The organism is Mycobacterium sp. NGS58 (assembly GCF_059812385.1).
This window is the reverse complement of the sequence record NZ_JCALCO010000004.1, coordinates 218,183-231,761: the sequence shown is the minus strand read 5'-3', so window position 1 is coordinate 231,761 and position 13,579 is coordinate 218,183. Positions and strand designations below refer to the sequence as shown.

Genomic DNA, 13,579 nt, shown 5'->3' with positions numbered 1-13,579 from the left:
CACGGCTCATGAACCCCGAGCGTGTCGCTACTCAGGGTGACATCACGGCGGAGATCGCCCGCATCGCAGCGCAATACCGGGCCGGGGGAGTCGGGCGCGGCGAGCGGCCGCGCCTCGACTATCCACCGTACCGCAGCACGATCCTGCGTCATCCACAGCAACCGCTGGTCGTCGTCGACCCCGAAGGCGTCGAACGCTGGGCGCCGTGCTTCGGCCACCAGGACGTCGACCAACTCGATGCCGACCTGACGGCCGGCAATCCGGGCGAGCCGATCGGGGAGCGCGTCGTCGTGGCAGGTCGCGTCCTCGACGAATCCGGCCGGCCGGTCACGGGCCAGCTGGTGGAGATCTGGCAGGCCAACGCCGGCGGCCGCTACCGGCACCAGCGCGACCAGCACCCGGCGCCGCTCGACCCGAACTTCACCGGCGCGGGCCGCTGCCTGACCGGGCCGGACGGCACCTACCACTTTCTGACCATCAAGCCCGGGCCCTACCCGTGGCGCAACCACCACAATGCCTGGCGCCCGGCGCACATCCATTTCTCCGTCTTCGGAACCGCTTTCACGCAGCGACTGGTCACCCAGATGTACTTTCCGGGTGATCCGATGTTCGAGTTGGACCCCATTTTTCAGTCGATCCTCGATCCCGCCGCGCGCCAACGTCTGGTCGCCCGTTACGACCACGACCTCACCGAGCCGGAGTACGCCACAGGGTATCGGTGGGACATCGTGTTGGCCGGCGGCGCACGAACCCCGACCGAGCATGAACATGACTGAATCAGCTTGCACGCCAGGGCAGACCGTCGGTCCCTTCTTCGACCTGGGGCTGCCGTTTGCCGGCGACAGCGTGATGGTCGACCCCGGCCATCCGCAGGCAATCCGGCTGCACGGCACGGTGTACGACGGCGCGGGCGCCGCCGTCGAGGATGCGCTGGTGGAGCTTTGGCAACCCGACAACGCGGGAGACGTTCCGCGCCAAGCCGGTTCGCTGCGCCGCGATCCCACGGTGTTCACGGGCTGGGGACGCTGTGCGACCGACGCCGCCGGAAGCTACTCCTTCACCACCCTGATCCCCGGATCGGCGATCGCGGGACGGCCGCCGTTCTTCGCGCTCACCCTGCTCGCCAGGGGACTGCTGGACCGCCTGTTCACCCGGGCGTACCTGCCCGGCGGCGAGCCGCACGCCGATCCGCTGCTAGCGACCGTCGCCCCCGAACGCCGGCCCACATTGCTGTGCGCCCCCGAAAACGACGGCACCGTTTATCGTTTCGACATCCACCTGCAGGGCCCGGCCGAGACCGTGTTCCTGGCGTACTCCGGAGACGCGCGATGAGCAATTTGTTGTGGCCCGGAGACCATCGCGCCGGTGAGCACATGACCGACGAGACACTGCTGGGATCGATGATCGCCGTGGAGTGTGTGTGGCTGGACGCGCTGGCGGACGCCGGTCTGGCGCCCGCCGATTGCGCCGGGGCGGACCTGTGGAACCTGGTCACGCACAACGACTGTGAGTCGATCGCGGTCGCCGCCGAGGACGGTGGCAACCCGGTCATTCCCCTGGTGAAGCTGTTGCGGCAGCGGGCCGAGTCGCGCATCGCGCCTTGGATTCACCGCGGGCTCACCAGCCAGGACGTTCTGGACACCAGCCTGATGCTGGCCGTGCGGGCTGTCGTCGACGACCTGACGACCGGGCTGAGACGGCAGATTTCCACCCTGTCCGACCTCGCGACAGAACACCGGGGTACGCCGATGGTGGCCCGTACCCTCACCCAGCACGCCGCACCGACCACCTTCGGCGTCAAGGCCGCCGGCTGGCTGGACGGCATCGTCGACGCGTTCGAGCGGATGGCCGCGCTGACCATGCCGATCCAAATCGGCGGCGCCGCCGGCACATTGGCCGCTCCCACGGAACTGGCGGCGTTGCTCACCGGCACCACCGACGCGGCCGGCGTCGCGCTGCGGCTCGTGCGAAACGCCGCAATTACGTTGGGCCTGCATGACCGGTCCGCGTGGCACACCGCCCGCGCGCCCGTGACCGCGGCAGCCGACGCCCTCGTCGGCTGCACCGACGCGTGGGGCCGCATCGCTTCCGACATCGTCACCCTGGCCCGCCCGGAGATCGCCGAACTCGGCGAGCCGGTCACCGCCGACCGCGGCGGCTCGTCGTCGATGCCGCACAAGCGAAACCCGGTGCTGTCCATCCTGATCCGCCGTGCAGCAGTCGCGGCACCGCCGTTGGCCGCGACGCTGCACACGGCGGCGGCGCTGGCCAACGACGAGCGGCCCGACGGGGCATGGCACGCCGAATGGGACACGCTGCGCACGCTGGCCCGCCGCGCCGTCGTCGCGGGATCGGAATGTGGTGAGTTGCTGGCGGGGTTGACCGTGCACGCGCAGCGGATGGCCGAGAACTTGGCTGCCGCAGACGTTTGCGGGGAGCAGCGGGCGATCGCCGAGCTGGCGGGCAAAGAGCCGTCGTCTTCCTACCTCGGTGCCGCCAAGGAGTTGATCGATGAGAGCCTGGGCCGCGCGGCGCGGGCGCTCGCTCAACGCTGATAGATGCTCGCCAGCCAGATGTGCAGCAGCGTGTCGATCGCGCGGTCTTCGGGGATCGCCTGATCGTCGGCGGTGAACGTCGCGGCCATCATCCGCTCACTGAGCATGTTGAGCGCCACGGACAGCTCCGCGGCGGGGATGGTGTCGGGAGCGGCGCCGCGGCCGCGCTCGGCCGTGATCGCGATGGTGGTGTAGGAGATCCACTTGCTCATCAGCGCGGACCACAGCTGCCGCACCTCGGGATTGGTCGCTTTGGCGGCCGCACCCGCGACGGCGACCGCGGGGTGCGATCCGGACACTTCGAAGAACGATTCGATGCGCGCGCGCCAGATCGCCTCGGGGTCCCCGGAGGACACGACGTCGAGCGCCCCCAGGGCGGCCTGCGCCTTGCTGTTCATCTGATCGAGCAGCGACAGGAGCACCGCGTTCTTCGATCGGAAATAAAAGTAGAAGGTGGGCCGCGATATCCCGGCGCCCTTTGCTAGGTCGTCGACCGAAAAGTCGCCCAGTGGCCTTTCCTGCAACAGCCGTTCGGCGGTGGCGAGTATCGCCTGCTCGCGGTCGTCACCGGCGTAGTGCGACGCGCGCCGGCCCCGCGAGGCCTGCAGATACTTCGTTTGTGTCGGGAGGTCGGACACGCCCGCTACTTTTGGGCACGTCGATATACGTCAACAAAACTGTTGATGAAAACCAGCAATAATGTCGATTAAGAAGACGCTTTGCTGGACGACGACTTCGTTAGTCGGCCACCGCGATCTCGATGGACAAGCACTCGCCCAGCGCATGCGCGGCGGCCCAGTCGCCGCCGCAGACGGCGCGCTCGAGTTCGTCGACCAGTGGACTGTCGGCAGCACCCAGGTCGGCCAGCCATGCCGCCACCGTCGCCGTGATCTGGTGTGCCGGCACGCGAGCCATGTGTCCTCTGTGGAGGCGGTCGGTCAACTGGTAGATCGTGGCCGTCGGCCTACGCTGCGGCCAATGAATCATCCATTTCGGTGAATTCATCATCGTCCCCTCCCCGATGGCCTCAACGAATCATCCGGCCCCGGCGGCGCGTTCCGCTCTAAGTCGCAATAGTACGTCTGTACCAATGCACCGGCCGGTATTTCTGCCGTGCGAAATGCCGATATTTTGAGAACTTTGGTCATCCGATCGCCTACCTGGTGCTACGGGACAGCTGGCCCGATCAGTGCCGCGCCAGCGTGTCGCGGCCGCGGGCCATGATGCGTTCTAAGACGTTGTGGGATAGGTCGCCGTCGTTGGCTACCTTTGCGAGACCGCGCCGCCGCAGGAACGTGTCGAGCCGTCGATCCGGTGACCAATCGGCGTAGATGGATCCGAGGTAATGCGACTGCAGGAAATCCGACGCCAACGCATCGAGGTCGGACTCCGTCAACAACGGTGGGATTGCGCCCATAACCGGCAAGCTCCTTTGTTCTCCCCGCGACTGCCGCAGCCAAGTTTTATCAGGAGGCGTAACTAAACCGTCACGCACAGATTGCGGAACGGGCCCAAAGTCGTCGCCGGGGCAAAGGCGAAGGTCAAAGCGCCGCAGCGGCGGTCAATCGGATGCCGCCGGTTTGTGGGCGACGATGGCGACCGCGGCGAGCCGCTTGCGATGTTTGTGGAAGGTGCGGCGCATCGTCAGGACCCGCTTGCGGGCGTCGCGGTGCACGAGCACGTTCGCGGCGAATCGCAGCGCGCCGAAGAACCCTTCGTCGGAGACGAGCCGGCGCGGCTGCAGCAGGGCCATGGGCGCGGTCGCCACCTGATCGACCAACAGTCCGTGCTCGGCGAGCAGTTTCGACCACTGCGCAACCGTCAGCGGACGCGCGTTCACCTTGATCGCCCGGGCGAGCGCCTGCCGGATGTCGCTGCTGATCTCGTCCGGCACGTTGTCCGGCGTGAGGGCCAGCTCATGGATCGCGTAGCGGCCGCCCGGCCGCAGCACCCGCGCCGCTTCGGCGACGATGGCCCCCTTGGCCGCGTCACCCTGCATGCTCAGCATCGCCTCTCCGATCACGACATCGCTGCTGGCGTCGGGCAACCCGGTCGCGGCCGCGTCCGCGACCTTCACGGTTGCGTTCTGCGCACCGAGATCGCCGAGCACGCGGCGCACCACGTCGGCCGCGTCGGGGTCGCCCTCGGCTCCGACGTAGGACCGCGGTCCCCGGGCCACGATCTCGGCGGCGGTGCGGCCCAGGCCCGGTGCCAGCTCGACGACGTCGGCTCCGCTCAGCTTCGCGTGGGACATCAGGGTGCGGGTCAGTTCGACACCGCCGGGGCGCAGCACGCGTTTGCCGAGTCGTGCCAGCAACCAATGTCCCGCGACCGCGTCGTCGGCGCGGTTGCACGACGGTAGCGGAAGGTCCGAACCTGCTCGTGGTCGTGCCATCAGAGCTCCTGCCGCGCAGAGTTTTTCAGCGGCTCCAAGACCAGCTCGAGATGTGCGTGACGGACCGGGGGAGGGGCGTCGGTGAGTTTGCCGATCCTGATCCGCCAGACGGTGGGGCCTTTGTCGAGATACTCCCAGTCATAGCCGCCCGGGTAGTCGGCCTCGAATTCGTCGTGGAGATGCTTGGGGTCGTGGTTATTGACCAGAACGAACGATTCGCCGACTTTCAGCGCGGCATAGGTCGCGAAGATGGTCGGGTGCTTGTCCGGCTTGCGCAATTGGCGGACGTCAAGTTCCTTGGCGGGCATGGGTTCTCCGGCCTTCGCTCTAGTTTTCACAAGTGATGTTGTGTAAACTCTAGCCCATGACCTACGTGATCGGGAAGCCATGCATCGATGTGATGGACCGCGCTTGCGTCGACGAATGCCCGGTGGATTGCATTTACGAAGGCGGCCGGGCCCTCTACATTCATCCCGATGAATGCGTCGACTGCGGCGCGTGTGAACCGGTATGTCCGGTGGAAGCGATTTACTACGAAGATGACCTGCCTGAGGATCTCAAACCCTACCTGGCCGACAACGAGGCGTTCTTCGCCGAAACACTCCCGGGTCGCGACGCCCCGCTGGGGTCCCCTGGTGGGGCGGCCAAGCTCGGTCCACTCGGTGTCGACACACCTCTGGTGGCGGGCCACCCCAGCGCCACTCATTCAGACGGGGCGTGAACGACAAGGATTGGGAGGGGTCCGTTGAAATCCGAGAAATCCGAGAAATCCCAGGACTCGTCAACCGGGGAATCGGCCGGCCGGCGGCGCGCCGTGCTGCGGCTGCTGCGGGCCGCGCCGGATCCGATGAGCATCGCCGGAATCGCCGACGTGCTGGGTGTGCATCCCAACACCGTCCGCTTCCACCTCGACAGCCTGGTCGCTGACGGCCAGGTGGAGCATGTCGAGCTGGATCGGAAGGGGCCGGGCCGTCCACCACTGATGTTCCGCGCGGTCCGGCAGATGGATCGCGGTGGAACGCGGCACTACCGGCTGCTGGCCGAGGTCCTGGCGATGGGCTTCGCCGCGGAGCGCGATCCCGGCCCCAAAGCCCTGGCCGCGGGCCGCGCCTGGGGGCAGAAGATCGACGCCGAATTGCATCCGTTGCCGCAGGCGCCCGACACCGCCGAAGGGGCCATCGCCCGGCTGATCGATGTGCTCGACGAACTCGGCTTCGCCCCTGAGCGCCGGGTCAGCGACGGGGAGCAGCAGGTTGGCTTGCGACACTGCCCCTTTCTGGAATTGGCCGAAAACTCCGCGAGCGTCGTCTGCCCGGTGCATCTCGGCCTCATGCAGGGAGCCATGGAGACCTGGGGAGCGCCCGTCTCGGTGGACCGGCTCGACCCCTTCGTCGAGCCGGACCTGTGCCTGGCCCACTTGACCCTGCAGGGCGCGGCCAAATGAGCACCGGCGCAGCGATTGCCGTTGCGCTGAATTTCATCTGGCTCGGCATGGTGCTGGCCATCTCCTTCCTGGAAGCCCCGCTGAAATTTCGGGCCCCCAACGTGACGTTGCAGGTCGGGCTCGGCATCGGCCGGCTGGTCTTTCGCGCGCTCAACACCGTCGAGGTGGTGTTCGCCCTCGTCATCGGGGCCATCGTGGTTTCCGGTCCGAGCCGCATCGGCGTCGCGGTGGCGATCGCCGTCGCCGTGGTCGCACTGGGCATACAGCTGGTCGCGGTGCGTCCCGCACTGACCCGTCGCGCCGATAAGGTGCTCGCGGGATCGGATGGACCGCGCTCCCGCGCGCACTACGCCTACGTCGCCCTGGAGACGGTCAAAGTCATCGGCCTCATCGTGGCGGGGATACTGCTACTGAGCGGTTAACTCCCAATCATCAAGGCCCGTACGGGCCTTGCAACTTCGAAGGGCCCACTATGGATTCGATCTCGCTGACCGACCTCTCGTCCGAAAAGATCGCCGAGGCCAAGCAATCGCACAGCGGACGCGCCGCCCACACCATCCATGGCGGTCACACCCACGAGCTTCGCCAGACGGTGCTGGCCCTGCTGGCCGGTCACGACCTGTCCGAACACGACAGCCCCGGCGAGGCGACGCTGCAGGTGCTGCAGGGCCACGTTCGCCTGACCACCAGCGGCGACGCCTGGGACGGCAAGGCCGGTGAATACGTCGCGATTCCCGCCGAGCGGCACGCCCTGCACGCGGTCGAGGATTCCGTGGTCTTGCTGACGGTGCTGAAGACCATCCCCTCGGCGCATTAGCCGCCGATGTTGTCGACGCCCTGGTCCAGGAATTTCGGTCTGCGGGTCCCGATCGTCAACGCCCCGATGGGTGGGGTCGCCGGTGGCCGCCTGGCCGCGGCCGTCTCGGCGGCCGGCGGTCTGGGCATGGTCGGCATGGGCAGCGTCGCGACCAGAGCGCTACTCGCCGAGCGGCTACAGCACGTCGACGGGCGGTTCGGTATCGGCATGGTCGACTGGGTGATGCGCAACGAGGCCGGACTGCTCGAGGACGCGCTGGCCGCCCGACCCGCGCTGTTGTCGGTCAGCTTCGGCACCGAGTGGTCGTGGGTGGCCAAGGCGCATGAGGCCGGAATCCCCACCGTCACACAGGTTTACGACAGCGCGGGGGCCCGGCAGGCCGTCGACGCCGGCGTCGACATCCTGGTCGCGCGCGGGTCCGAGGGCGGCGGGCACGGCGAGGACAAGCTGGGGCTGCTGCCGCTGCTGGATGCCGTGTTGGACGCGGTCTCGGTGCCGGTGCTGGCCGGCGGCGGGGTCGCCTCGGCGCGCAGCCTGGCCGCGGTGCTGGCCGCCGGGGCCAGCGGGGCGTGGGTGGGGACCCGATTGTCGGCGTGTCCGGAAGCGCTGACCGGCGACACCGGCCGTCGGGCCCTGGTCACGGCCACCGGAACCGACACCGCCGTCACCCGGGTCTTCGACGTGGCCAAGGGGCTGCCCTGGCCCGCTCGGTTCCCGTCGCGGGTGTTGGCCAACGACTTCGTCGAGCACTGGACGGGTCACGAGGAGGCGCTGGACGCGGGGGCATGCGACGAGCTGGCCGCCGCGATCGCCGCCGGCGACACCCGGATCGCGCCCGTGGATGCCGGTCAGGGCGTCGGGATGATCCACAACGACGCATCGGTGGCCGACGTCATCGACGAGATGTGCACGGGCGCCGAGGAATTGCTGTCCCGCTGGGGCGGGTAGGCCTACCGGCCGTAAGGCCGGCGTGACGCCCGACGACCCTACCGGGCGCCGGCGGTGAGCACGACGCAACACCGGTCCCGGCCGGGGCAGAGCCGGGCGTCGGGACCGTGCGGCGCGAACGCGTCGGCCACACCGGCGACCAGCGCGTGGTTCATGTTGCAGGCCAGCTCCGTCTGCTCCTGCGCCAGTGCGTGGAACGGGCAGTTGGCGAGCTCGACCTCACCGTCGAAAAAACGCGGCTCGTAGCCGTATCGGCGCAGTACCCGGACCGCGCGCTCCAGCGCGGCGGCGGCATCTTTCGGGGGCGCGGACCCCACGGAGGTGGCACCGATCTCGTGGCCATACTCGCGGGCGACACGGTTCAGGATGTCGGCGACCGGCTCGCCGGTAGCGGCCGAGCGTGCGATCGCCGTCGCCATCAGGCGCCCTGCCAACTCGTACTCCCGCTGGGGCAGGCTGACCGCGATGTCGCGACCGGCCCTGCGATACAACTTCGAGGTGCGTCCGGCGCCGGGGCCGGAGCGGCCCGTCAGGCGCGCGTAATCGGACTCCAGCAGGCCCTCGGCGGTGAGCCGGTCCAGGTGGAACTTGACCTGGTGATGGGGAATTGCGAGGGCGTCGGCCGCCTGGTCACGGCTCACGGGCGCAGGTTGGCCACACACGTACCGATACAGCTGCCGGCGCACAGGGTCGGCCAGCGCGCCGATGCCGGCGGCGTCGCGCTGCAGGTCGTCCGCGTCGTCCATTCCACCGCCATTTCTAACAGACAAAATGCTTGACGCTACAGTCTACCCAATTTAACGTTCAAACTGTTATCTGCTAGAGATGGAGGCAGCCATGAGCACAGCACAAGTCAGCGCGACGCCGGCCCTCGCCGACCAGCTGAGAGACCCCGCGTACTCGGCGTACCTCGCGCTTCGCGCGGTCTTCACGATCGCGCCGATCGTGATGGGGCTCGACAAGTTCTTCAACCTGCTGACCCACCCGCACCACTGGAGCATGTACCTGGCCGGATGGATCGACGATCTGGTGCCGGGGACGGCCGACCAGTGCATGTACCTGGTGGGCATCATCGAGATCGTGGCCGGGGTGCTGGTGGCGGTGGCCCCGAGGCTGGGCGCCTGGGTGGTCGCGGCATGGCTGATCGGCATCATCGTCGACCTGGTCACCGGGCCCGGCTTCTACGACGTCGCGCTGCGCGACTTCGGATTGTTCGTCGGCGCGGTGGCGCTGGCCCGACTGGCGCAGGGCGTGCACCGCGGCACCGTCGGCGTCGCGGCGCGTTAGCGATCAGACCGCGCGAAGGTAGCGCCTGGCGATGAGGCGCTGGCCCAGCTTCACCACCGGCCCGCCGGCCTTGCTCCACCAGGTCGCGGGCCGGGAGAAGGCCGACACCTCCGCGTACACCGCCGAGGTGACCGGGTCGCGACGCACCACGAACCGTTCCTCGCCGGACTCGGGGTGGCCCGGCAGGGTGCCGTAGCCGAAGCCACGGATGTCGGGCTCGTCGACGACGTAGACGACGCGGCAGGGCGCAGGCAGAAAGCCCATCTTCACGACAACCACCGCGTCGACGACGGCGACTTCGGAGCTGGCCTGCACCCTCAACCCGGACCCGCGCTGCATGCCCCAGCGCATGACCGCCGCCGCCGCTTGCTCGAAACGCTGCTCGCCCGTGCCGATTTGGCGCTCGGCATGCTGATGGTCGTATCCGGCCGGGAGTTCGCCAGACGCCGTCGCACCCACTTCTGCGTAGGTCAGGGGGAGTTCCTCGAGCGCTCGCAGGTCCACGTCCTCAGCTTGCCACGCCGAGATGCGCCGCCGCATTCGGCGCGTACGGTCGGTAGATGTGACCGCAGAAAACTCGAAAACTGTTGCAGGGGCATCCGGAACATTCACCTTCGGCGGCGACCTGACCGTTAACCGGCTCGGCTTCGGCGCCATGCGCCTGACGGCGAAGGGCGTGTGGGGTCCGCCCGACGACCGCGGCGAATGCGTCCGTGTGTTGCGCCGGGCCGTCGAGCTCGGGGTGAATTTCATCGACACCGCGGACTCCTACGGCCCCTACTTCTCCGAGGAGATCATTCGCGAGGCGCTGCATCCCTACGACGGTCTGGTGATCGCCACCAAGGCGGGGCTGCTGCGCACCGGCCCGGATGTCTGGATTCCGCTGGGCAATCCGAGCTACCTGCGTCAGGAATGCGAGATGAGCTTGCGCCGACTGGGCGTGGACACCATCGACCTGTTCCAGCTGCACCGCATCGACTCGAACTTCCCGCTCGAGGACCAGGTGGGCGAGCTGCTCACGCTGAAGAACGAAGGCAAGATCCGGCACATCGGCCTGTCCGAGGTCGATGTCGATCAGCTGAACACGTCCCTGCGTGTCACCGAGATCGTGTCGGTGCAGAACATGTACAACCTGACCGCCCGTGCCGCCGAGCCGCTGCTGGACGAAGCGACCAAACAGGGCATCGGGTTCATCCCGTGGTTTCCGCTGGCCGCCGGGCCGCTGGCCGCCCCCGACGGCCCGCTGCAGCGCATCGCCGCCGACCACGGCGCGTCACCCTCCCAGTTGGCGCTGGCGTGGCTGCTGAAACGCTCGCCGGTGATGGTGCCGATCCCGGGCACGTCCAAGGTCGGGCACCTGGAGGAGAACGTCGCCGCCGCTCAGATCGAGCTGTCCGACGACGAGTTCGAGACGTTGTCGGCCGCCGGGGCGCAGCAGCCGGTCTGACCACCGCGCGAAGGCCCGTCCGCCGGGCAATACGGTGTGGTGGTGGCCGAACACCAGCGACACCCCGGCGGCGGATTCAACCCGCCGGAGCCGACGACCAAGGGCGGGCCCGACTACGGCAGGTTCATCGACGCCGTGCGCTCGTTGCAGGACCACGCCCGGGCCGCCGACGCGCCCGACGAGGTGATCAGCGAGGCCGCTGACTTGTTGGAGAAGGCGTCGGAGCTGCTGGCGCCGTTCGACGCCGACGAATGGGCGTCGCCGTCGGGCCGGCGGATGGACCTGCCGATGCGCGGCAACATCCTGACGATCCCGATGTCGGCACACAAGGGCCCGGACGGCAGGATCCATGGCCAGGCCCGTTTCGCCCGGTTCCATCTGGGACGCAACGGCGCGGTGCACGGCGGCGCGCTGGGCATGTTGTTCGACTCCATCCTCGGGCTGTCGGCCTCGGTGCTCACCGGCAACCCGCGGCAACGCACCGCATATCTCAAGATCGACTACCGGCACATCGTTCCGGTGGAAAAGGAACTGCAGTTCGACGCGGGCATCGACCGGGTGGACGGGCGCAAGATCTTCGTATCGGGCCGCCTCACCGACGGCGACCAGTTGCTGACCGAAGCCGACGCGCTGTTCGTACGGCTCAAACCTGGCCAGCCCTGAGCGCGGTCGGCCCCCGAGCGGGTACCCCGGTCGGGTGGCGATCGTAGAGCTGACGATGACGGACTTGTTCCGTGCAGTGGACCTGACCGGCGTGTTCGGCAACGCGCTGTTGGGTGGAGTTGTCGCCCGCAGGGAAGAATTGGATGCCGTCGGTTTCGCCGCGCTCGCAGTGCTGTCGGGCCTGGGCGGCGGCATCATCCGCGACACCCTGCTGCAGCACGGCGCTCCGGTTGCTCTCACCGATTACGCCTATCTGCTGACCGCACTGGCGGGAGCGGCGATAGCGTTCGTGTTCCGTGTCGATGGCCGAGTGTGGAATTGGGTATGGCCGATCGTGGACGCGCTGGCGCTGGGATGCTGGGCCGCGACAGGCGCCCACAAGACGCTCGCGTTGGGGCTCGGCTGGTTGGCCGCGCTGCTGCTGGGAACGATCTCGGCGGTGGGCGGCGGCGCGGCGCGCGACATCGTGATGCGGCGGGTGCCCGGAATCTTCGGCGGCAACACGCTTTACGCCACATGCGCGCTGGCTGCGAGTGGTGTGGTGGTGCTCTTTGATTCTCAGAACCGCCCCACGCCAGGGTTATTGGTGGCAGCGCTGACCGGGGCGGCATTGTGCTGGCTGGCCCAGCGGCGCGGTTGGATGTTGCCCGCCGCCGACGCATGGTCGCCCGCCAGGTTTTTCTCAGGGCGTCGATCCCGGCCGGTGATACACAAGACCCACAACCCCAAGGAGGTGAACGATGACCTCTGAGATGCCTTCAGCGCTGGTGCTCGAGAACCTGCCCGATGTCCGGGTTTGGCAGGAGAAGTTCTACCGCGACCTCCATCAGCATCCGGAACTGTCGCACCAAGAACACAAGACTGCGGCAGCGGTGGCCCATCGGTTACGGGGCTTCGGCTACGACGTACACGAGGGCGTCGGCGGCACCGGAGTCGTCGGGATCTTGCGCAACGGCGACGGTCCGACCGTGATGCTTCGCGCCGATATGGATGCGCTGCCTGTGCGGGAAGCCACTGGCCTCCCGTACGCCAGCCGCGTCACCACCACCGATACGTCCGGCAACCAAGTCCCGGTGATGCACGCCTGCGGACACGACGTCCATGTGACCTGTCTGCTCGGTGCCGCTGCGCTGCTCGCTGACGCGCAGGCGCACTGGCAGGGCACCATGGTCGCGTTGTTTCAGCCCGCCGAGGAACTCGGCGATGGCGCACGACGGATGGTGGCCGACGGACTCGCTGAGCTCGTTGGCCACGTCGACGCCGCCCTGGCGCAGCACGTCCTTCCGTTTCCTGCCGGCCAAGTCTGCACGCGATCGGGTCCTGTCCTTGCGAGTGCCGACAGCATGCGGATCACTGTGTATGGCCGTGGTGGACACGGATCGATGCCGCAAGCGACCGTCGATCCCGTGGTGCTTGCCGCCATGATCGTGATCCGACTGCAGACCGTGGTCTCCCGCGAGGTCGCACCCACTGAACCCGTGGTGTTGACGATCGGCAGGGTCGAGTCGGGAGCCAAGAGCAACATCATCGGCGACCGTGCCGTCTTGGAACTGAATCTGCGGACCTACAGTGAGCAGAGCAGGGACAGGGCCCTCGATGCGATCCGCCGGATCGTCACCGCCGAATGCGAGGCATCTGGGTCCCCCGCGCAGCCCGACTTCGAGCTCTTCGAGCATTTCCCGGCAACCGAGAACGATCCAACGGTCACCGAGCGCGTGCGCGCGGCGTTCGACAACTTCTTCGGTGATCGGGCACGAGATCTTCCGCTGCAGACCGCGAGCGAGGATTTCAGCGACATTCCCGACGCGCTCGGTGTTCCGTACAGCTATTGGGGCGTCGGCGGAATCGATGCTGACAGCTATCGACAAGCCGACTCAGCTGGCCGCCTGGCCGCGGATATCCCCGTCAACCACGCCCCGACGTTCGCCCCGGTCATCCAACCCACCCTTGACACCGGCACTCAAGCGCTGACGATCGCGGCGCTCGCCTGGTTGGCAAGATCCTAGGATCCGCCCGACGATCC

The 13,579-nt window shown here is 67.9% G+C and carries 20 protein-coding genes; 13 read left to right on the top strand and 7 right to left on the bottom strand.

The genetic code is table 11. The features are described 5' to 3' along the window. Positions 1 to 8: 8 nt before the first annotated feature. The 3 genes from pcaH to AC5Y4H_RS06350 are packed head-to-tail and all read left to right on the top strand — an operon-like array spanning position 9 to position 2,555. The gene (gene pcaH / locus AC5Y4H_RS06360) at positions 9 to 776 is read left to right on the top strand and encodes a protocatechuate 3,4-dioxygenase subunit beta (RefSeq protein WP_499979506.1); all 768 of its coding nucleotides are present in this window, start codon (positions 9 to 11) and stop codon (positions 774 to 776) included. Then, positions 769 to 1,332 carry a protocatechuate 3,4-dioxygenase subunit alpha gene (gene pcaG / locus AC5Y4H_RS06355; RefSeq protein ID WP_499979505.1) on the top strand — a complete coding sequence of 188 codons (564 nt, stop codon included), beginning with the start codon at positions 769 to 771 and terminating at the stop codon, positions 1,330 to 1,332. Before pcaH ends, pcaG begins: the two co-directional genes overlap by 8 nt. Continuing rightward, complete coding sequence (locus AC5Y4H_RS06350; protein WP_499979504.1) at positions 1,329 to 2,555, top strand: lyase family protein; 1,227 nt, start codon at positions 1,329 to 1,331, stop codon at positions 2,553 to 2,555. The genes pcaG and AC5Y4H_RS06350 overlap by 4 nt, the downstream gene beginning before the upstream one ends. Here the strand turns inward: AC5Y4H_RS06350 and AC5Y4H_RS06345 are convergent. The 5 genes from AC5Y4H_RS06345 to AC5Y4H_RS06325 form a co-directional block, all read right to left on the bottom strand. Further along, positions 2,546 to 3,193, bottom strand: a complete 648-nt coding sequence (locus AC5Y4H_RS06345) for a TetR/AcrR family transcriptional regulator (RefSeq protein ID WP_499979502.1) — start codon at positions 3,191 to 3,193, stop codon at positions 2,546 to 2,548. The genes AC5Y4H_RS06350 and AC5Y4H_RS06345 overlap by 10 nt on opposite strands. A gap of 100 nt (positions 3,194 to 3,293) precedes the next feature. Then, entirely contained in the window at positions 3,294 to 3,560 is a 267-nt protein-coding gene (locus AC5Y4H_RS06340) for an Rv2628 protein family (RefSeq protein ID WP_499979597.1), read from the bottom strand. Between the two features lie 181 nt (positions 3,561 to 3,741). Further along, positions 3,742 to 3,951, bottom strand: coding sequence for a hypothetical protein (locus tag AC5Y4H_RS06335; protein WP_499979595.1), 210 nt, complete (start codon positions 3,949 to 3,951; stop codon positions 3,742 to 3,744). A gap of 165 nt (positions 3,952 to 4,116) precedes the next feature. Continuing rightward, a complete protein-coding gene (locus AC5Y4H_RS06330; RefSeq protein ID WP_499979500.1) occupies positions 4,117 to 4,950 on the bottom strand; it encodes a class I SAM-dependent methyltransferase in 834 nt (277 codons plus the stop codon). Next, positions 4,950 to 5,258 carry a DUF2249 domain-containing protein gene (locus AC5Y4H_RS06325; protein ID WP_499979498.1) on the bottom strand — a complete coding sequence of 103 codons (309 nt, stop codon included), beginning with the start codon at positions 5,256 to 5,258 and terminating at the stop codon, positions 4,950 to 4,952. The genes AC5Y4H_RS06330 and AC5Y4H_RS06325 overlap by 1 nt, the downstream gene beginning before the upstream one ends. A 56-nt stretch (positions 5,259 to 5,314) precedes the next feature. On the opposite strand from AC5Y4H_RS06325, the gene fdxA reads away from it, so the two are divergent. The 5 genes from fdxA to AC5Y4H_RS06300 are packed head-to-tail and all read left to right on the top strand — an operon-like array spanning position 5,315 to position 8,159. Beyond that, positions 5,315 to 5,671, top strand: a complete 357-nt coding sequence (fdxA, locus tag AC5Y4H_RS06320; RefSeq protein WP_499979497.1) for a ferredoxin — start codon at positions 5,315 to 5,317, stop codon at positions 5,669 to 5,671. Between the two features lie 24 nt (positions 5,672 to 5,695). Further along, entirely contained in the window at positions 5,696 to 6,394 is a 699-nt protein-coding gene (locus AC5Y4H_RS06315) for a helix-turn-helix transcriptional regulator (RefSeq protein ID WP_499979495.1), read from the top strand. Next, positions 6,391 to 6,816, top strand: a complete 426-nt coding sequence (locus AC5Y4H_RS06310) for a hypothetical protein (RefSeq protein ID WP_499979494.1) — start codon at positions 6,391 to 6,393, stop codon at positions 6,814 to 6,816. Before AC5Y4H_RS06315 ends, AC5Y4H_RS06310 begins: the two co-directional genes overlap by 4 nt. Positions 6,817 to 6,866: 50 nt before the next feature. After that, complete coding sequence (locus AC5Y4H_RS06305; protein ID WP_499979493.1) at positions 6,867 to 7,211, top strand: cupin domain-containing protein; 345 nt, start codon at positions 6,867 to 6,869, stop codon at positions 7,209 to 7,211. A 6-nt stretch (positions 7,212 to 7,217) separates the two neighbouring features. Next, positions 7,218 to 8,159: an NAD(P)H-dependent flavin oxidoreductase gene (locus AC5Y4H_RS06300; protein ID WP_499979491.1), complete on the top strand. Its 942-nt coding sequence runs from the start codon at positions 7,218 to 7,220 to the stop codon at positions 8,157 to 8,159. A 38-nt stretch (positions 8,160 to 8,197) separates the two neighbouring features. Here AC5Y4H_RS06300 and AC5Y4H_RS06295 read toward each other — a convergent pair whose 3' ends face one another. After that, on the bottom strand, positions 8,198 to 8,905 hold the full coding sequence (locus AC5Y4H_RS06295) for a helix-turn-helix transcriptional regulator (protein WP_499979489.1): 708 nt from the start codon (positions 8,903 to 8,905) through the stop codon (positions 8,198 to 8,200). A gap of 91 nt (positions 8,906 to 8,996) precedes the next feature. Here AC5Y4H_RS06295 and AC5Y4H_RS06290 point away from each other — a divergent pair, with 91 nt between their 5' ends. Then, positions 8,997 to 9,446, top strand: a complete 450-nt coding sequence (locus AC5Y4H_RS06290; protein ID WP_499979486.1) for an Rv2617c family stress response/phage resistance protein — start codon at positions 8,997 to 8,999, stop codon at positions 9,444 to 9,446. 3 nt (positions 9,447 to 9,449) lie between these two features. Here AC5Y4H_RS06290 and AC5Y4H_RS06285 read toward each other — a convergent pair whose 3' ends face one another. Further along, positions 9,450 to 9,950 (bottom strand): DUF1990 domain-containing protein, encoded by a 501-nt coding sequence (locus tag AC5Y4H_RS06285; RefSeq protein WP_499979483.1) that lies wholly within the window; start codon positions 9,948 to 9,950, stop codon positions 9,450 to 9,452. Positions 9,951 to 9,972: 22 nt separating this feature from the next. Between AC5Y4H_RS06285 and AC5Y4H_RS06280 the strand changes: the two genes are divergently transcribed. Genes AC5Y4H_RS06280 through AC5Y4H_RS06265 form a run of 4 tightly spaced genes read left to right on the top strand, consistent with a single transcriptional unit; the run spans position 9,973 to position 13,562 of the window. Beyond that, on the top strand, positions 9,973 to 10,893 hold the full coding sequence (locus AC5Y4H_RS06280; RefSeq protein WP_499979479.1) for an aldo/keto reductase: 921 nt from the start codon (positions 9,973 to 9,975) through the stop codon (positions 10,891 to 10,893). A gap of 36 nt (positions 10,894 to 10,929) precedes the next feature. Beyond that, complete coding sequence (locus AC5Y4H_RS06275) at positions 10,930 to 11,556, top strand: PaaI family thioesterase (RefSeq protein WP_499979477.1); 627 nt, start codon at positions 10,930 to 10,932, stop codon at positions 11,554 to 11,556. 34 nt (positions 11,557 to 11,590) lie between these two features. After that, positions 11,591 to 12,307, top strand: a complete 717-nt coding sequence (locus AC5Y4H_RS06270) for a trimeric intracellular cation channel family protein (protein WP_499979475.1) — start codon at positions 11,591 to 11,593, stop codon at positions 12,305 to 12,307. Then, positions 12,297 to 13,562 (top strand): amidohydrolase, encoded by a 1,266-nt coding sequence (locus tag AC5Y4H_RS06265; RefSeq protein WP_499979473.1) that lies wholly within the window; start codon positions 12,297 to 12,299, stop codon positions 13,560 to 13,562. Before AC5Y4H_RS06270 ends, AC5Y4H_RS06265 begins: the two co-directional genes overlap by 11 nt. Positions 13,563 to 13,579: the final 17 nt, after the last annotated feature.